Source organism: Gimesia aquarii (assembly GCF_007748195.1).
GTDB lineage: Bacteria > Planctomycetota > Planctomycetia > Planctomycetales > Planctomycetaceae > Gimesia > Gimesia aquarii.
Genome location: NZ_CP037920.1, coordinates 3,404,019 through 3,422,853, shown reverse-complemented (window position 1 = coordinate 3,422,853; position 18,835 = coordinate 3,404,019). Strand labels below are relative to the sequence as shown.

General features: G+C 44.9%; 14 protein-coding genes. 7 read left to right on the top strand and 7 right to left on the bottom strand.

From position 1 onward, the window contains the following. The first annotated feature begins 68 nt into the window (after positions 1–68). From V144x_RS13570 to V144x_RS13550, 5 genes are all read left to right on the top strand, one after another. Positions 69–1,391, top strand: a complete 1,323-nt coding sequence (locus V144x_RS13570) for an MFS transporter (RefSeq protein WP_144985692.1) — start codon at positions 69–71, stop codon at positions 1,389–1,391. Positions 1,392–1,660: 269 nt separating this feature from the next. Continuing rightward, positions 1,661–2,623, top strand: coding sequence for a GntR family transcriptional regulator (locus V144x_RS13565; protein ID WP_144985691.1), 963 nt, complete (start codon positions 1,661–1,663; stop codon positions 2,621–2,623). A 72-nt stretch (positions 2,624–2,695) separates the two neighbouring features. Further along, positions 2,696–3,616, top strand: a complete 921-nt coding sequence (locus V144x_RS13560; RefSeq protein ID WP_144985690.1) for an amidohydrolase family protein — start codon at positions 2,696–2,698, stop codon at positions 3,614–3,616. A 10-nt stretch (positions 3,617–3,626) separates the two neighbouring features. Continuing rightward, positions 3,627–4,745: a mandelate racemase/muconate lactonizing enzyme family protein gene (locus V144x_RS13555; protein WP_144985689.1), complete on the top strand. Its 1,119-nt coding sequence runs from the start codon at positions 3,627–3,629 to the stop codon at positions 4,743–4,745. A 30-nt stretch (positions 4,746–4,775) separates the two neighbouring features. Beyond that, positions 4,776–5,693 (top strand): dihydrodipicolinate synthase family protein, encoded by a 918-nt coding sequence (locus tag V144x_RS13550; RefSeq protein WP_144985688.1) that lies wholly within the window; start codon positions 4,776–4,778, stop codon positions 5,691–5,693. Between the two features lie 17 nt (positions 5,694–5,710). Here the strand turns inward: V144x_RS13550 and V144x_RS13545 are convergent, their stop codons facing one another. The 4 genes from V144x_RS13545 to V144x_RS13530 all read right to left on the bottom strand — a co-directional run bounded on the left by V144x_RS13545 (position 5,711) and on the right by V144x_RS13530 (position 10,028). Then, positions 5,711–6,628, bottom strand: coding sequence for an acetamidase/formamidase family protein (locus tag V144x_RS13545; RefSeq protein ID WP_144985687.1), 918 nt, complete (start codon positions 6,626–6,628; stop codon positions 5,711–5,713). 21 nt (positions 6,629–6,649) lie between these two features. Beyond that, positions 6,650–8,266: a N,N-dimethylformamidase beta subunit family domain-containing protein gene (locus tag V144x_RS13540; protein WP_144985686.1), complete on the bottom strand. Its 1,617-nt coding sequence runs from the start codon at positions 8,264–8,266 to the stop codon at positions 6,650–6,652. Positions 8,267–8,535: 269 nt separating this feature from the next. Then, positions 8,536–8,967 carry a hypothetical protein gene (locus V144x_RS13535; RefSeq protein WP_144985685.1) on the bottom strand — a complete coding sequence of 144 codons (432 nt, stop codon included), beginning with the start codon at positions 8,965–8,967 and terminating at the stop codon, positions 8,536–8,538. A gap of 71 nt (positions 8,968–9,038) precedes the next feature. Further along, positions 9,039–10,028 carry a DUF1559 domain-containing protein gene (locus tag V144x_RS13530; RefSeq protein WP_144985684.1) on the bottom strand — a complete coding sequence of 330 codons (990 nt, stop codon included), beginning with the start codon at positions 10,026–10,028 and terminating at the stop codon, positions 9,039–9,041. Positions 10,029–10,350: 322 nt separating this feature from the next. Here V144x_RS13530 and V144x_RS13525 point away from each other — a divergent pair, with 322 nt between their 5' ends. Continuing rightward, positions 10,351–11,268, top strand: a complete 918-nt coding sequence (locus V144x_RS13525) for a GntR family transcriptional regulator (protein ID WP_144985683.1) — start codon at positions 10,351–10,353, stop codon at positions 11,266–11,268. A gap of 91 nt (positions 11,269–11,359) precedes the next feature. On the opposite strand, the gene V144x_RS28385 is transcribed toward V144x_RS13525, so the two are convergent. Then, entirely contained in the window at positions 11,360–13,549 is a 2,190-nt protein-coding gene (locus V144x_RS28385) for a GDSL-type esterase/lipase family protein (protein ID WP_197998918.1), read from the bottom strand. Positions 13,550–13,838: 289 nt separating this feature from the next. Then, positions 13,839–14,630, bottom strand: coding sequence for a type I methionyl aminopeptidase (gene map / locus V144x_RS13515; RefSeq protein ID WP_144985682.1), 792 nt, complete (start codon positions 14,628–14,630; stop codon positions 13,839–13,841). 202 nt (positions 14,631–14,832) lie between these two features. On the opposite strand from map, the gene rlmB reads away from it, so the two are divergent. Beyond that, positions 14,833–15,618, top strand: a complete 786-nt coding sequence (gene rlmB, locus V144x_RS13510) for a 23S rRNA (guanosine(2251)-2'-O)-methyltransferase RlmB (protein WP_144985681.1) — start codon at positions 14,833–14,835, stop codon at positions 15,616–15,618. A 26-nt stretch (positions 15,619–15,644) separates the two neighbouring features. Here rlmB and V144x_RS13505 read toward each other — a convergent pair whose 3' ends face one another. Continuing rightward, positions 15,645–18,800, bottom strand: a complete 3,156-nt coding sequence (locus V144x_RS13505) for an efflux RND transporter permease subunit (protein WP_144985680.1) — start codon at positions 18,798–18,800, stop codon at positions 15,645–15,647. Positions 18,801–18,835: the final 35 nt, after the last annotated feature.

Sequence of the window (18,835 nt, the reverse complement as noted above, 5' to 3'; positions counted from 1 at the left end):
TCTCTTTGATTGAGTTTCATTCTGAGGCTAAATATTGTTCCTATCATCTTAGGCAGGAATCATCGTAGATGAATCCGCTTTTTGAAAACCAGAATACTTCAAAATCAGCCTCAACTCACACGCGTTATATGGTCTTGGCTGCATTAAGTTTAGGGTTTGTTCTCGCATACTTGCCTAGAGCCGGCCTTGCCCCACTTGCCAGTACCATTAAAAAAGATTTGTCGTTTGACGATCTGCAAATGGGCCGTATTTTAGCAGTCTTCTTTGCAGGTTACTTTTTGTTTCAAATTCCAGGCGGATTGTTAGGACAAAAACTCGGAAACCGCATAGCGCTCCCGCTCTTACACCTGCTTGCCGCATTTGCAAATCTCTTGACTGCAGTAGCGTACTCGTTTGGTTTAATCTGGATCTCACGGCTCATTCTGGGTCTTGCTCAGGCAGGCATGGTCCCCTGTACTGCTCAAGTGATCAAAAACTGGGCACCAGAATCCCAACGTGGCATCGCCAGCTCTCTCATGGGAAGCTTCATGTCAGTTGGCAGTATTATTGCTACGGGATTAACCGCTTCTCTCGTAGTCCCTTTTGGCTGGCGATTTCCATTAATTCTCTTCAGTATATTTTCACTCTGTTGGGTGATATTTTTTTTCCTGTTCTTTCGAGACCAGCCTGAGGATCATCCACATACCAATTCTGAAGAAGTCAATTTAATCGGGAACCAAAACAAAATTATAAAGAATGATACCGAGGAAAAAGCACATACTAATAAAAGCACTCTGACCTATCAGATGATTTCCAATCGAAATATCTGGCTGTTTTGTTTGCAATTGGCTTTTCGTGGTTTTGGTTATGCTTTTTTTATTACCTGGTTTCCTTCCTATTTGCAAAATTCCAGTGGGGTCTCTGTTCAGGAAGCCGGCTTGCTTGCCATGTTGCCATTAATAGGAGTGGTCCTGGGCACTTTGACAGGAGGAAAATTAATTGATCTGATCTATAGTCGGACTGGTAACAAATATTATAGTCGATCACTTGTCGGTGTTTTCTCGCATCTGATATGCGCCATCTGCATTCTGGGAGCAGCCTGGGCAGAACCGTTTTCCGCCGTTTATCTCATTTCGTGTGGCACGTTTCTTTCCGGAGTAGGTAATCCTTCTACATGGGTTACTGCAATGGATCTGGGAGGCAAACATACTTCAGTAGTAATCGCGGTCGGGAACATGCTGGGCAGTGTGGGGACTTATGTGTCACCTATCGTCGTCGCTAATCTCTTCACATACATTAAAGAAATGAATACTCCTAACTGGAATCTGACTCTTTATTTATTTGCAGGAATCTACCTGGCAGCAACCCTCTGCTGGGCTTTCATTAATCCGAATCAAAGTGTCTCAGATTAGATGACTTTTTCGCAATCAGAGGACAATTTGTCTGAACAACCACTTTCAACGGGTCACCAGAAAGTAAAAAAGAATAGAGACTGAAAAACCATATAAAACCAGTTGACACAACAAGTGTTTTTTATAAACTAAATACACTACATCTAGTTTAATAAAACTAATTTTCAACTACTTTTTAATATCCCTATGATTCATCCCATTGTTCAATGGCATAAAAACACAACAATCTCATCTCAATCTCATCTCAATCTAAAATAAGATAAAATTACATGATCCGCCTGAAACTATCTGACTGGACCGACAGAAAGCAGGAACCAGAGACCGAAGTATCCGAGGACTTATCGAATCCGGATCGTGGGCCGTTAACAACTCGCGTCTACAACTATTTGTTCTCTCAGCTTCTTCACGATCAAATTGCCATCGGCGACACTCTTGTTCCATTTAAGATTGCGCGTGAGCTGAATATTTCACGCACCACTGTGCGGCAGGCAATCAATCTTCTCGCTGAAGAGGGGTGGGTCACGACAAGTGACAATGGTCGTATCACTGCTGTTAAACAACCGAAAACGAAACATCCGGAAAATGTATCCGCGTCAGACTTCAATCGAGAAACAGAAACAGAAGCCACTTACCGTAGGATCTTTGAAAAGCTATTGAATGGTGAATTCCTTTTAGGGCAAAACGTAAGTGCGCAAGAAATTTCCAATGACCTCAACGCCAGCCTTGGAACAGTTCGTCAGGCACTGGACTGGCTTTGTGCACGGGGCCTTTTTATTCGCGTTCCCAGACGAGGCTGGCAGGTTGTTGATGCGACTCCCGAGGAAATCGTCGATATTTATCGGCTTCGTCTCTTACTGGAATCAGAGGTCATTGATCGAGTGATCATCAAAGCCAACGATCTTGAACTTGAAAATCTGGTCAAGGACTGTAAACGCATCATTGAACAATTTGACGATCTTAACGATTCAGATCGAAGGCAGATCGATTACACCTTTCATCGGACCCTGCTGGAACTTTCTGAAAGTTCTGTTCTTCTGGAAACAATTGATCCCTTAATCATGAAGATGGCGTTATTTGGCGTCTACCAGGAATTGCCTCCCAAAACATCATTAAAGGGGATGAAAGAACACCTGGCAATTGCCAGAGTGTTGCAAAATCGCGATGTGGAATTAGCCCGCGAACGAATGCGGGCACATCTACTTCGCGCCAAAACACAATATGAAACGGAATAAGCCTCACAATTAAAGTTAAATTCTTAATTTTCTTGTTGTTGAAAATACAGTTTCTGCTTGGATGAAATACTCATGCTAATTGACACACATACCAATTTAATGTGGTACCCAGATCATCTGTCTGATGAATTCGTTGAGTTTGCCTGGGCAGCCAAAAAAGCAAAAATGAAGAATTCAACTGATGTCTATTTTGCCGGTTCAGAGTCTGATCAGCAGAATGCCTTTGATTCAACACCGGATGCGTTACTTGAAGCGACCCAAAATTGTACCAAAGTCATTGTGTTTGGAATCAAAGCCCCCTTTTGTGGCATCAACTGCGATCAGGAATTGATTGCTCAGTTTGCAAAAGAGCATTCCGACCGCTTTGTCGCCTGGTGTTCTGTTGACCCGAATGACACCGACTGTGTTGGTCAGCTGACGCACTACGTCCAGAATTTGGGCATGAAAGGCCTGAAAGTCTCTCCCATTTATCAGAACTGGAACCCACAAGATCCCAAGCATCTGCCTTTATTCAAAAAAGCGGAAGAACTGAATATACCAATTAATATTCATCAGGGAACTTCGTTCGTTCGTCCCGGGCCTTTAAAGTATTCAAACCCGATTCAATTAGAAGACATCGCCGTCGCCTGTCCGGATCTCAGGATGATCATTTCGCATATGGGACATCCCTGGGAATCTGAATGTGTTGTCCTGATCCGCAAACACCCTAACCTGTACTCGAATGTGTCGGCACTTCACTATCGACCGCTCAGACACTACCAAGCCTTTATGACTGCGCTCGAATATGGTGTCGAAGACAAATTGATTTACGGCTCTGATTTCCCTTCTGCTACTCCCGAACAGGTGATCTCCGGATTAAACAAAGTCAATCAAGTGGTGGAAGGAACTGCATTTCCAAAGTTCCCCCAGGAAGTGATTGACCGCATTATTTATGAAAACTGGAAACAGGTTCTCTCTCCACAAGAGTTGGGACTGGAAACAGCGACGACTTGAAGAGCCTACTATGAAAATCACCAGGATCGAAGCCATTCCAATCAAAGTGCCTTTAAAGCCTTTTCTAACAACTAAAACGGCACATGGAGAACACGTCGATTCTCCCTATGTCATCGTTCGCGTTTTCACGGATGAAGGGTTGATTGGGCTAGGGGAAGCAACACTCGCACCACGCTGGAGTGGGGAGACCAGTGAAAGCTGTCTGGCAGCGATAAACCAACTCATTACTCCTGCCTTAATAGGTGAAGATCCACTCAATCTCAATGTTGCAGTTCAAAAAATGGATCAGGTCATCAAGCTTAACCCGTTTACAAAAGCTGCGATCGAAATGGCACTGTGGGATCTGTCAGGTAAGGCAGCCGGCCAGCCTATCTATCAACTCCTTGGGGGCAAGGTACGCAATTCGATACCCGTCAAGACCGTGATCGGTGCTTTTTCGCCTGAAAAGGTAATCAAGTTAACTCAGTATTTTCTCGATCAAGGATTTACGAGTTTAAAAGTCAAGGTTGGCCTTGATCTAAAAAGCGATCTGGAACGTCTCGACACCGTCCGAAAAACCATTGGGCCTGTGATGAGTATGGGAGTCGATGCCAACTGTGGCTGGGATTTCAACACTGCCTGCACAGCATTATCAAGAATGGAACCGTTTCAGTTATCGTTTTGCGAACAACCAATTCCGATAGGCCAGCATGACGCATGGAACGAACTAAGAAAGTTGACCGCGATTCCTTTGATGGCTGACGAAAGCGTATTTACTGTTAAAGATGCCTGGGAAATTTGTCGCCAACGTTCTGCTGATATTCTCAGTATTTACCCTGGAAAAAACGGAGGAATTTCTCGAACCGTCGCGATTTGTCATCTGGCTGAGGCAGCCGGGCTCACCTGCTCGATTGGTAGTAATCTGGAATTGGGAATTGGCAGCGCAGCCATGATACATGTCGCTGCCGCGATGAAAGTGATCGATAGCGAGCGATTTCCCGCTGACTGCCTGGGACCTTTGTTCCATGAAGCAGATCTAATTCAACAACCTCTGTCTCTCGGACCAGTTACTGCAGAATTGCCTACTGCCCCCGGTCTGGGAGTTGAGTTAGATGAAGACCAGTTACAGCAGTGGCGCACCGATAGCTAACTCCTCTTTGAAACAATAAAGGTAATTCTCATGTCGCAGTTAATTTCTGGCTCTGATTTAAGAACCGTTCACGCAGTCCCACTCACACCCTATGATCAATCAGATAAGATCAATTTTGATCTTTATGAGCATCATATTAATGAAATGTATGCAGCTGGAATTCGCGTTTTTTTGCCCGCAGCCGGTACGAGTGAATTTCACAGTCTCTCTCGTTCAGAAATCGTGGACATCGTGGAAGCCACCTGTCGTGCAACAGGTCCAGACGCGTTCATCCTGGCCCCCATCAGTGGCGCCATCGGAGATGCGATTCAACTAGCAAAAGAGGCGATAAAACGTGGTGCTGCCGGTCTTATGGTGATGCCTTTACCGCATCCGTACCTGTGTGACGAAGGAGCCTCCGACTACTACCTGCGTCTCATCGAATCAACACATGCTTCTACTGTGATCTACAAAACGCGAGAGATTCCCAGTGATAAGCTACTATTGAATTTGGCCGTTAACCCCTACATTTGCGGAGTGAAATACGCAGTGAATCACATGGATCAGTTTCAATCGATTGTGGAGCGGAGTTCTGGTGACTGTGAATGGCTCTGTGGTTCTGCAGAACGATTTGCCCCCTATTATATGTTGGCTGGCGCGACAGGTTTCACTTCCGGTGCCGTCAATCTCTGCCCTCGTTTAGTACTTGCTTTATATACCGCACTAGCCGGTCAGAATTTTGAAGAAGCGATGACACTGCAACGGATCATTCTGCCGATTGAACAATATCGAGCGCGCAATGGTGAGAGTTTTAGTATCAGCATGTTAAAATATGCAATGCACATCGCCGGAAAAGACTTTGGCCCTGCTCGTGCTCCTCAACGCCAATTAACAAATCTGGAATGCAAAGAGATTAACGATCTCGTGCGACCGATCCTGGACCGTGAAGAATCGATGATGGCCGTCTGATTTTTCTCCTCTTGTTCTCAAGGCAGAAGTTTTTTAGGAACGAGCACACGCATCGAATAAGGCCCAGCAAGTGACTGCCCTGGCTTAACATCGCTGGCAATGCTCAGAAATTCACGGGCTTCGCTTTTGGTCCATCCCTGCCGCTCTTCGAGCCAGGAAATCATCTCTCGAATCGCCAACCACTGCGCAGATTCCAAAGGACGATCACAGGCAATGGTGAGTAGTTCCTCATCTGTCTCCGCACGCAACCATTGTTGTTGCTTGGTCCAATTCTTAAGCACTTGCACTGACAATTTCACCTCGGAACGCATCTCAACCGCGCACAGTTCACCATCGCCTTGCCGCGCATGACAATCTCCTAACGATAATAACGCGCCTTCGACTGCCACAGGCAGATAGATTGTACAGCCGGGTCCGATCTCAGGTACATCGAGGTTCCCTCCATGTGTTCCTGTATGATAGGTATAAACCACTTCCTCCTGCGGGGCTGTTCCTATCGTTCCGATGACAGGTGCAACAGGAAGGACCAACTCATGCGTTTTTCCGCCAGCCTGAAATGAGTATTTCACTTTGTCATCAACAATCTTGACCAAACGTGTTACTGGCTCTTCAATCAGATCCTGTAGATGTTGCTCGAACGGCCAATAGCCGTAGTATCCCTGTGTATCACAGGCCATCTCTTGAATCTGAACCGCAAGAGTATCCCCAGGCTCTGCCCCCTCCACAAACACAGGCCCGACGACTGGATTACCGGCATACCCCTCTTGGCGCATCCTATGTAACGCATCGGGAGTACATTGTTCGGGTTTCCTGGTTCGACCGCCGCGCGAGTCTTCAGTTTCAATCATAAAAGTTTCGCCGGGACTCACTGACAACACAGGTTCAGCCTGAGCAGAAAAAACAGCCGTTGTATGTTCTCGAAGAATGCGTTTCATGAGTTTCTTCAACTATTAGATTTATGATTCGATAAAATGATCAATCACATTACGTGAGACCTTCGATACATTTTCGTCGACTAGCATTGATGTAATCCAGCAAATCGAGCCGACAGAAAAGACTTCCCCCCCAGAGGGAGTTTGAAAATGGACCATATCAGCACCACCTTGATCGGGGTTCATTCCTTGCGCCACCAGATGCACATTCACCGGTGAACTGGGAGAAATTTTATCCGTCTCGTGTCCGGAAGCACCTCCCGGAATTCGCATGTGCTGACTTTCCGTCCCAAATAGATCGTTTTGTTTTAAGTTTGTCCCTTGAAAACACCAGTGCTGATCATCAACTACTTTATATGGGGCTCCCGTCATAATGCCAGCAAAGGAGAAAACAACTCCCAACAGGTTGGCTTCAGACTCCTGACGCACGTGATAGCGACTTTCATACTTGGACTCTGATTCCGGAATCGGTGGATCCATCGCTACTCCGCACCACTTTGTGCAATCGGTATCGTGATGCACGATCCGATGATCATCCAGAAATTCCACTTCACAATTCAGTCCATTCCCCCCCAGGTAAATAAGACGCCCTCCCGATTCAAAGACCCAGGACTTGAGCCGATCATACATTTGCTTGGACCAGTATTCAGGATGCGATCCCAAAATCAACACCTTATATTGATCGAGCGGAACCTGATCAAAGTGAAACTGGGTCTCACTATAATAGTCGTAAGCGATCTCTTGTTCTTCCATCCAGCCCAACAAACGCCACTCTGAATGCAGCATCCCACAACCCATGCGGCTGTGAATCGGGTCGCGTAGTTGTTCTTTCAGATCAATGTGTAAATACGGCTGCGGACGCTCTAAAGAAAGTGGTGCGTACTCATCAAAACAATAGACCCCAAACGAAGGTTGAAGGTAACGCCGTAACTCCTGGCGACTATTCACAACAGGTGTTGGAGGCAGACCTTCCGGATTCAGGTAGTTACTCCGGCCCCCAAAATTATTGTAAGCGTTCCAGGTTAAATCACTGGCAAGAATCGCAACATCTGCTTGCGGTGTTTCGGGAGAAACCACCCAGGGAAACGTAAATACTTTTCCTTCTTGATTACTGAGATGGAACATATACAAGCCCGTTCGATCCGGTGCGGTTACCCTTTGTTTCTGTGTGACCGTTTTATAACCGACGTGATTCCAGTCGACACCATTCTGGGTATAATCACCATCTGGAGTGATTTGTAGATTTGCTAAAGGGGCATGATCATCAAAAGTACCGATACGACGCACGTATTCTTTCTTTTTCCCGTAACGCCAAAGTTCTAAATAATATTCGGATGTAGAGTGGACTCGAAATTCGGAAGACTCCCCGACGCTGACACATCTTGGCCAGGCATAGCCATAGAGTTTTGTAGATAGAAGTCGGAACTGATGCACCTGACCTTCTTGTACCTGAAGCTGAACTCGTTTTGAACAAAAATCATGATGCTGCAAAATGACTTCATAAGTTCCCTCAGAAAGATCTGCGATCACAGCCCCGGATGCAGTGGAACGAGTACTGAAATGCTGACCATCCGCCTGAAACTCCACAGCGACATCATATAAGGCACGGTAATTTTCATCACTGACGTATCCAATTAACATTGATTTGATCCTGGCTTCTGGAGTGAACTCAAGGTGTGCGACAATACGGTATAAGAATGGTGGCGAGCAAAAGGAAGGATTTACATTCAAAATCAAATCATAAACAAATCAGCTCTTAATAGAAATCAATATCAACTTCTCGTGAGAAAATGTTTGTGAACTGCATCAATCGAAGATTCACATTCATTGAGAACAGACAACTCATAGCCTATGAAAAAAGGATGACTCACTTAGCCATCCTCGTCATTTCAAATAGAATTTGATCAAATCTATTTCAGATCAAAATCATGTTTATTTTCTTTACCGGCATCGATCTCGGCATGCAATGTTGACCGTTTATTATACTTGGTCGGAATGATCTGTTTTGTTTCCTTTGCCTTTTTTCCACCAGCACCCACTGTATACTCCTTACCAGTTTCCTCATATGCCAGGATTTTCACCTGGCACTTGCCAACAGGCACACCTCCTTTTGAGTCAATACGATAGTTCCCATCTTTAATCGGTCCCATCGCAGTCGGCCCCTGCTTAGGTATGAAACTAATCTGCCCTTGGGTAATCGGATTTCCGGAAAACGAAACTACGCCAGATGTAATTGCTCTCTCGGGTGCATCATCTACTGAAGAAGCACTACATCCCACTAAGAATGCACTTAATGTCAACAGCGCGCTGAAAACGACTGATGCTTTCATCAAAGTAGTCACGCTCATACCTCCCTTGATCGACTATGATGATTTGACTTAAAATGATGCGAGTGTCTGGATTGCAGACAAAATTAAAACTCGCCTACTACCTCGCCATCTGCCCGTTGTGACAGGTAATCCAAAGTCAATTGATCAATATTTTCAGATAGAAATCTGACCGCACCATCTGCCAGGAGCACATGGCAGCCCCCAACGTGAATACTTTGTAATGCCGCAGGACGTGCACCACCACAACTACTGCCACTTGTCGTATTCGGACCACGGCATTGTCCCGGGGAACCAGCAAACTGTTCCCAATCGAAATTGATGCCTGCTGTGGATGAGAATCCAAGTTGTGTCCCTACGCCAACCGCCCAGGCTGGTTTTCCGCCTTCGCCATTACTGGGGGCATTATTGGCATGATCAACCCAGAGAACTTCTCCCATCGCAATTGTGTTAGACGTACCATCGGTCACATCACGTATTTTTTTCTTTCCATTTTCCAGAAAGATTCCCCCGAGATCTGGTGCGTTTCCCGCAGATCCCAAATAAGTCCAACCAGTCCCTGTTCCTGTGCAAAATACATAATTTGTACCTCCATTATGTTGAGCTGCCTGCCAGGGGCTGGCAAATTTGTAACAGGCTCCTGTAATTTGAACGACTGAATTGGAATCAGTGGGGCAGACCAACGAGGGAATATCCGTATTCATGGCAGCGACATTCACGGAAGGATCAGTTTGTCCAATATCAAAATCATAGAGGTTATAAACATTAGCCTGGTCCATATAAGGCAGTAACATCGTAAGACCGCTGATCGCGGGAACTCCCCAGCCAGAACAACCATTGGGACTACCGGCACCTCTGTTTATTGAAGAAGGTGGGTAAACACTATGTGCCTCATGATAATTATGAATTGCTAATCCTAATTGCTTAAGATTGTTTTTGCAGGTACTACGACGGGCTGCTTCCCTGGCCTGCTGAACAGCCGGTAGAAGTAAAGCAATCAGAATGGCAATGATCGCAATCACGACCAATAATTCAATTAATGTAAAAGCAGAACGAGGATTTTTTTGAGTTCGCATGGCTGATGTACTCCCAATAACCTGGAAATGAAAAATAAACGAGCACAGTAGAACAGCTATTTACTGTAGAAGAGTATTAAGATCATAATCGTTTAAAATAATGACTTTTTTATGAATAACATTATTAATAAATCATAGAGACGTACATGTCAATGACTTTTTTATTAATAATATCATTTTGTTATTTTATATTTTCCATAGGTTTCGTTCCACTGAATGCTCTCTATAATTGCAGCAGACAAAATCACTTCGAACAAATGTGTTTCTATTCAGAAGTCAGGTTTGTCTTCCATTCGATTTTGATTTCAAGAGGCGCCAATTCATGTCATCAAATTCCCAACCAACTCTGGTCTCTCGTGTGCATCAGCACTTACTTGCGAAATTAGCCTCAGATGAGCTTTCAAAAGGTACACACTTAAATGCAACCACTCTGGCACGGGAACTAGGTACAAGTCGCACGACCATCCGAAAAGCAATCGACCAGCTTATTCAGGATAAGTGGGTCGAAATTGATGAACGCCGTCACCCTGTTGTGGTCAAAATACCTACAAACGGCGCAGTTCCGACTGATGAGACATTCGAATTTAAAAACCAGACAGAACGCACTTATCGAGAGATTCAGGAAAAGGTACTGCGCGGCGAATACCTTCCGGGTCAGACAGTACGTGCGCAAGATCTCGTCAAAGAATTCAGTGTCAGCTTAATTACTGTTCGACAAGCACTGGACTGGCTCTGCAAAGACGGCATGTTTGTACGTATTCCACGTCGCGGCTGGCAAATTGTTTCACTCACTGTCTCTGAAATTACTGATTTATATCATTGTCGACTATTGCTTGAACCGGTCGCTTTAAAAGAGGCCATGAAACATATCACTAATGAAACGATCGATCGATTAGAGGCAGAATGTGATGCTGTGATTGCTGCTAATGGAAATATTTCGCGCTATGAACGTCTTGATAACGACATGCGTTTCCATCGCACGCTGGTCGAAAGCACGGGTAGTCAGACGCTCCTGGAAGTGATTGCGCCGCTGATTCGGAAACGGTTTGCCTTTAAAGGTCAATTCAGTTCCCAACATCAGCCCCACACCTATGCGATAGAGCACAAATCCATCTTGCAGGCGATTCGAAAGCGTGATCTTAAGCTGGCAACCAAATGTTTGACCGCACACATCTCAAGAGCATTAAATACGCATATCGAAACTTACGAAAATGTCCCAAATCAGGAAAATTCGAACTAATGATTTTCAAGCGTAATTGATATCGATGCAGAGAGATTGATGTCAAAGCAAGCTGCTGTTTTTTTAGGCAACAGAGCAAATCATGCATGGCTCAATTCAGTTGAGATTGCCACCATTTCAATAAAATCGTTTCTGCTTCTGTTTTCTGATCAGGTTTACGATCGACGAGAGTCAAATCCTGCCCGCGGACCAATTGGCGTATTAGCTTGTCAAAGTCAGGATCTGCACTCTGAGGGTTAAAGACGTTCGGATGAAAAACGACACAATCCCAGCCCCCTTTTCCAAAATTCAGGGAATAGTTCATCGTCCAGATATAACTATGTATGAATTCTTCCTTCGAATCTGAAGCTGCTGTGCGCGGAATCGCCAGTAAAACCAAATCCGGCTTCTGCGGACGAATCACTGTTTTGGCATCTGCTTCAATTTGCTTGATTGTTTTACCATCTGTCTTCCAGACAGTCATTTGTAATTTAGTCTGAGGTGCAACTTGCTTAACGACTTTCTGGATCATCTCATCCAAGGGAGGCATTGCGACAACACGAATCGGCTGATTTGTTTTCAGTAGCGACTTCGTGCGCGGAATCGCAAGTACAGGTGGTTCGACTTCGGTCAGTGAAATCTCTTTTCCTGTAATTGCTTCAGAAATGAATTCCGCTATTTTCTTGTGCCCTGCCATTGTGGGATGAATTTCGTCGCTCATCAGTAATCGCCATGCGAATGGATTTTGATCGCGCAATTTATTCAGTTTTTGATAGCAGTCGCACACAGGTACACTCATTTCATTGCCAACTGCTCTCACAACATCACAATACTCAACCAATTTCTCTGCAGGGCGACTTTGAGTTGTAGTTACAGCATTCGGTGTGCAAAGTAGAACTTCTGCTCCTACAGCACGACATTTGGTAATGATTAATTGTAAATTTTTCCGGTATTGTTCCAATGGAACATGCCTTTTACCACCACTCATGTCATTTAAACCAAACATCACCGTGACGAGGTCAGGTTGATGTTGTAGCACGTCCCGGTCAATCCGTGATAAGGCATTGACCGTGGTATGCCCACTGATACCAGCGTTGATCATATGAGGGTTCACCTCAGGTATCGTTTTTTCTAATGCGATGCCTAACATATCTGTATAAGCACGCCGGCTCCCCGTGTGATAGTAAACCCCGGTGACACTATCTCCAAAACAAACGATTTTTGTCGGTTTTCCAGACTTTAGTTTTTCAATAGTCTTTGGTAGACCACGTTTCAGAGAGGCGCTACTCTCTTCCTTTTTGAACCAGTCCCTGGGGATATCAAGCGTCCAGACCTCACTGTTGAGAGGTTGTGCATGCCCTCCTGCAATCCAGATCTTATCTTTAAAAACAAACGCGGAAAGCTCGTGGCGTTCTTTCCAGACTTTATTCGTTTTGAGTTTATTCCAATGCTTTCCATCTTTTGAATACCAGGCATCATTTTTATTTTTTGCGGGATGATTAGACCAACCACCAATAACCCACATTCGATCTCGGTAGACCACCGAAGAAAACCACAGCCTTTCGTGCCAGGGAGCCTGCGCTGTTTCCTGTTTCCAATGGATTCCATCTTCAGAACTCCATACATCATTCGTTGCATGATATTTGGGTGTATAATTGCCACCTCCAAATACATAGATTTTCCCATTCAATACAGCAGCCTGATGGTACGCGCGAGGTGACCACCCTGCATCAGCAGTTGCCAGTTTCCAATCTTTGCCATTTGAAGAATACCAGACATCATTTTTTAGACTTTTATCATCACCAAAATAATAATTTTCAATGCCCCCCAGTAACCACATCTTCCCCTTGAATTCCACAATCGCTGCAGCCAGGCGCGGGGTCCATTTGGCTTGCTCGGTCACGAGATCCCAATCTTTGCCATTCACCGATGACCAGACTTGATTTCCTGCAGAATGCCCTTTGAGCCTGCCGTTATACCACCCCCCCATCATCCACATTTTGTCATCAAAGACGATTGACATCGGCAAGTCACTATGAATCCAGGGAGCCTGTTTGGTAACAAGATTCCACTTCTTTCCGTCAGATGAGTTCCACACATCACGAGGTGGTGCTTCATAAGAATTGAACCAGCCACCAAAAATCCACAATTGATCTTTATAAACTAACTCGCCCTGTGAATCGCGTGGTTGCCAACCTGCTTTGTCAGTGACTTGAGCCCAGTCCAGAGTTTTCTCTTCTGCAAAAACAGAAATTGTTATCGAAAAAATGACACCCGCTATCAGCATCGTAAGTCGCATCATGTTGACTCCAAATCTCGCTACTTTTGTTCAAGCAACATCAAGAAACGGCTAGCACATTGTAATCCTTCAACGAAAAAGGGATTATGATCTTAAGATACTATATGTTCTTAAGAAACTGCAATAGCCTGCAGCAAAATGAAAATCGCAAAAGAGATTTATTACTCTAGAGAGCGTTGCCGCATTTCAAACTCTAAGTACGACAAGCATCATCAAAGCATGAAAAGCAAAACATGACCTGAATTTCAGAAAAAATGAGAGTTGTTCCGAAAATGAAAACCAATTGTGCCTATCAGAATTGATGACCGGGCTGAGGCCCCTCTTTCGTTAAAGTCAAGATTTCAGGACCATCTTCAGTCATTAGAATTGTGTGTTCAAACTGTGCCGATAATTTATTATCTTTCGTGCGGACGGTCCATCCATCACTACGGTCTTCTACGGTTTTCCAGGTGCCGGCATTTAACATCGGCTCGATCGTAAAGCACATCCCAGGAAGCAGGATATCTCGCTCTGATGCCGAGGTGGGATAATGTGGAATCCCGGGATCAGTATGAAATTCTCGACCGATCCCATGACCTTGATATTGACGTACGACACCATAACCCAACCCTGTCGCATAGCCATAGATCGCTTCCCCAATTTCAACGACGCTGGATGAAGGTCGAATGGTATTAATGGCCAGAAACAGTGAGTCAAACGTAACTTGTACCAGCTTTCGCGCATCTTCGGAGACCTCTCCTACTAGAAATGTCTCCGATTGATCACCATACCAACCACCGACAATACTGGTGATATCGACGTTAACAATATCACCTTCTTTCAGTACAGTCTCATCTGGAATGCCATGGCAGACGACTTCATTAATACTGATACAGCAGCTTTTGGGATACCCCATATATCCCAGTGTTGCCGGAACATGACCATGAGACACTGTATATTCATGAACGACTTCATTAATTTCATCAGTGGTAACACCCGGCTTGACAAAAGGGCGTAAATGGTCCATCAATTTCGCATTAAACTGAGATGCGATTCTGAGTCGTTCCCACTCGTATGGTTTATATATAATTGGATTTCCAGACAAAATAACCGCCTCTGTATTATTTTCAGTAAAAAACTGCTAGTAACTTATTATAGCATAACGAGGGTCACTTGATTCGTTAATATGAAATTGCGATCCCCAACAAGGATCAATATTCCACTCGAATGCATTATAAAATTGATTTTCAGAATTTGATAAGTCACCAGTTGCCTTCATAGAATAGTCAAAACGAAATAGAATTCCTATGGTCGGAAAGCAATCTAGATCAAAGAAAAAAAAGCCCCTTCTCGGAAACCATCAAAAGTGTTGGATTTGGGGTCGGAACGCCGTCATGGAAACATTATCCGTGGGTTTCTGGCCAATGTGGGAACTGCATTTGTCAGACCAATTGGAATCAGACGTGATTGCTCAGGCAGAACATCTTGCGAATCGATTATCAGTTCCTGTCTCGATCTCTTCGACCGATGCAATCACACAAAAATGCCGGGCTAGTGATCATCAGGGAATGATTGCAAAGATGTCACCTTTTCCGTACGCCTCTGCACAGGATCTGCTCCAGAAACAAACCAAATCCCCCTTATATTTAGTTCTGGATCGAATTCAAGATCCCTATAATTTTGGTGCGATGATTAGATCAGCCGAAGTTTTAGGAACACACGGCATTTTTGTAGGAACCGATGAACAATGTGAAGTCACCAGTCTCGTCTGCCGTACTTCGGTCGGTGCCCTGAACCGCATCCCGATTGCTCAAACTCCCGACCTGATTCAATTATGTCATGACTTGAAAAATAAAGGAGTTTGTGTAGTGGGCACAACAATGCACGCTCAACAATCGCTTTCAGAATATGATTTTCAGCAACCGACCGCTGTCATTGTGGGAAACGAAGGTACCGGAATTCAGGCTGCACTTCTCGAAGAATGTTCCCACCTCGTGCGCATTCCACAGCAAGGAAAAACGGAGTCGCTCAATGTAGCAGTTTCTGCTGGGATACTGCTTTACGAGGCTAATCGGCAGCGCCACTTCAGTTGATGTACCGTACTTTTTTGTTTGATAATTCAAGCTGAAGGCGCAGGAGAACTATCTGTCCCTTCTTCATGTACTTGCTGCCTGCCACCAATCCATTCGCTGATTTTCTGAACAATCACGTACATCACAGGAACCATAAACACACCGAAGAATGTTGCAGCCGTTAATCCTGCTACGACGGCTGTGCCCAAAGCCTGTCGACTCGCTGCTCCGGCACCAGAGGCAATCGCCAATGGTACCGCACCCAGAATCGCGCTAATGGCTGTCATCAGAATAGGGCGGAAACGTAGAAAACAGGCTTCAATTGCCGCATCAGTGATTGATTTCCCCGACTCACGCTGGAGCTTTGCAAATTCCACAATCAGAATCGCATTTTTACTAGCCAATGCAATCAACAAAACAAATCCAACTTGTGTATAAATATTATTGTCGAATCCACGCAGCATCGTGGCAAAAATGGCACCAAAGATTCCGAGAGGTACGGACAGAATCACCGAAAGGGGAATCGACCAGCTTTCGTATTGAGCACATAAGAATAAATAGACAAATACCAGCGCCATCGCAAAAATGAAGGGCGCCATATTTCCCGCTTCAATCTGCTGATAAGAGATTCCCGTCCATTCATAACCAAATCCCTGCGGTAAAACCTCATCTGAAAGTTGTTCCATTCGAGTAATGGCTTGCCCAGAACTGTATCCGGGCGCTGAGTTCCCGGTGATAGAAGCTGTCGGATACAGGTTGTAGTGGCTCACATTTTGAGGACCGGCTGAATTATTGACTTTCACCAGCGTGTGAAGGGGCACCATGCTCCCTCTACGGTCTCGTACTTTTAAACGAGTAATGTCTTCCACCTTGCTTCGGAAATTCTCATCAGCCTGAACCATCACCTTAAACACGCGATTAAAGATATTGAAATCATTGACATACATAGACCCCAGTTCTGCCTGCAAGGTGTCAAAGATAGAATCAAGGGGCACTCCCATCTTAATAGCTTTCTCGCGATCAATATCGAGATAGATCTGTGGGACTGTGGCGCTAAAGCTGGTATTCAAACCTGATAGAACGGGATCAGAATTTCCACGATCCATTAGATCCATCGTCGCCATTTGTAAGACATCAGATCCAGCCGAACCACGATCCTGAATCTGTATCTGAAATCCCCCTGCATTACCCAGACCCTGAATCGCGGGAGGAATGAATGGAAAAGAAATCGATTCCTGGATCTGTGATAATGGGACATGTAGTCTGCGAACTAATGCAAACACACTGAGGCTAGGTTCTTGCCGCTGGTCCCAATTCTCCAAGGCAACAATTGTTGTGGAATAATTAGAGGCATTGGAATTGTTCAACATGGAAAAGCCTCCCATTGTAATCACATTGGTTACAGCAGGCAGGTCGGCAGCGATCTTGTTGATCCGATTCTGAACGGCACGTGTTCGATTTAAGGAGGCACCATCTGGCAATTGTGTATTTATAAAAATGTATCCCTGGTCCTCATCTGGCAAAAAGCCACCAGGAACCGAAAGGAATCCGACTCCTGTTGCTGCAAATATCGCTCCTAGTGGGATAATCATAAAAAATGCACGTCTGACAAATACCTTGACGAATTTCATATAGACGTTTAAAGATCGATCAAAACACCAGTTAAACGCACGAAAGAAGAAACCACGTCTTTCCTGAGTAGGTCGCAACATAATACCGCACATCGCTGGACTCAACGTTAATGCACAGACAGAAGAAAAGAGAGTTGCGATTGAAATAGTTAACGCAAACTGACGATATAAACGCCCGGTAATTCCCGGCAGAACCATCGTAGGTACGAATACGGCCAATAACACAAGAGTGGTCGCAACCACAGGGCCAGTGATTTCGATCATGGCAAGTTCAGTGGCTTTTTTGGGAGAACACTTTTCCGTGTCTAATATACGAGTAACGTTCTCTACAACGACGATGGCATCATCGACCACGATCCCGATCACAAGCACAATTCCAAACAATGACAGAGTATTGATCGTGTATCCCATTGCGAGCATGACCGCCATTGTTCCCAACAGCGAAACGGGAATCGTCACAGCAGGAATCAGAGTCGCTCTGAAGTCTTGTAAAAAGACAAAGATCGTGACAAACACAAGACCGAGTGCAATGAACAACGTCTCAACCACTTCCGTAATCGAGGCAGTCACAAATTCGGTTGAGTCATAGGGTACAGAATAATCGAGACCTTTCGGAAAATCTGCTTTTAGTTTTTCCAGCAGTTTTTTTGACTCTTCTGCTACTTGCAACGCATTCGCACCAGGCAACTGATAGATGGCGATCAGAGCAGCTGGCTTCCCATCTAACTGAGAGTAACCATCATAGCTTTGCGCACCTAATTGTACTGTGGCCACATCTTTGATCTGAGTAATTTGTCCATCTTCACCGGTTTTGATAATAATGTTGGCAAATTCTTTGGGATCTGATAAACGTCCCAAAGTTGTGATCGTTAATTGAAAATCCTGATTATCAGGATTAGGCTCCTGGCCAATCTGCCCTGCAGCTACCTGCACATTCTGTTGACGTAGCGCATTAACTACATCAGTCGTCGTGATGTTTCTCGTATCGAGTTGATTCGGATTCAACCAGATCCGCATGCCAAAGTCCTTGGCATTAATCACAGTCACATCGCTGACCCCATCAATTCGTTTCAATTCATCATTGATATTAATGGAGGCGTAATTACTCAAATAGAGTTCATCAAACGTTTCATCAGGTGAGTTCAAGGCAACCACTAAAGTCATATTCGTTGACTTTTTCTTTGTAGTCACCCCTTCTCGTTTCACATCTTCAGGTAGTTGGGGATTCGCGATCGCAACCCGGTTCTGTACCAGCACGTTTGCCATATCCAGATCCGTACCTACATCAAACGTCACAGTTAACGTCATGTTGCCGTCACTGGTACTACTGGACGACATATAGAGCATGTCCTCCACACCATTCACCTGCTGTTCAATGGGTGTAGCAACAGTATCGGCAACCACTTGAGCATCAGCTCCCCGATATGTCGCGGTAACGGCAACAGTCGGTGGTGTGATATCTGGAAATAATTCCACGGGTAATAAGGGGAGAGCCAATGCACCGACAATGGCAATTACAATCGAGATGACACTGGCAAAGATAGGATGATAGATAAAAAACCGGGAAAACATCGTAATCCGTTTCGTTCTTGAATTTTCAGATCAGT

Bases quoted from the DNA above. Each gene is read 5' to 3' on its own strand.
- V144x_RS13525 (WP_144985683.1), top strand. From the start codon at position 10,351: ATGTCATCAAATTCCCAACCAACTCTGGTCTCTCGTGTGCATCAGCAC.
- V144x_RS13555 (WP_144985689.1), top strand. From the start codon at position 3,627: ATGAAAATCACCAGGATCGAAGCCATTCCAATCAAAGTGCCTTTAAAG.
- rlmB (WP_144985681.1), top strand. From the start codon at position 14,833: ATGGTCGGAAAGCAATCTAGATCAAAGAAAAAAAAGCCCCTTCTCGGA.
- V144x_RS13565 (WP_144985691.1), top strand. From the start codon at position 1,661: ATGATCCGCCTGAAACTATCTGACTGGACCGACAGAAAGCAGGAACCA.
- V144x_RS28385 (WP_197998918.1), bottom strand. From the start codon at position 13,549: ATGATGCGACTTACGATGCTGATAGCGGGTGTCATTTTTTCGATAACA.
- V144x_RS13570 (WP_144985692.1), top strand. From the start codon at position 69: ATGAATCCGCTTTTTGAAAACCAGAATACTTCAAAATCAGCCTCAACT.
- V144x_RS13540 (WP_144985686.1), bottom strand. From the start codon at position 8,266: ATGTTAATTGGATACGTCAGTGATGAAAATTACCGTGCCTTATATGAT.
- V144x_RS13545 (WP_144985687.1), bottom strand. From the start codon at position 6,628: ATGAAACGCATTCTTCGAGAACATACAACGGCTGTTTTTTCTGCTCAG.
- V144x_RS13505 (WP_144985680.1), bottom strand. From the start codon at position 18,800: ATGTTTTCCCGGTTTTTTATCTATCATCCTATCTTTGCCAGTGTCATC.
- V144x_RS13560 (WP_144985690.1), top strand. From the start codon at position 2,696: ATGCTAATTGACACACATACCAATTTAATGTGGTACCCAGATCATCTG.
- V144x_RS13530 (WP_144985684.1), bottom strand. From the start codon at position 10,028: ATGCGAACTCAAAAAAATCCTCGTTCTGCTTTTACATTAATTGAATTA.
- V144x_RS13550 (WP_144985688.1), top strand. From the start codon at position 4,776: ATGTCGCAGTTAATTTCTGGCTCTGATTTAAGAACCGTTCACGCAGTC.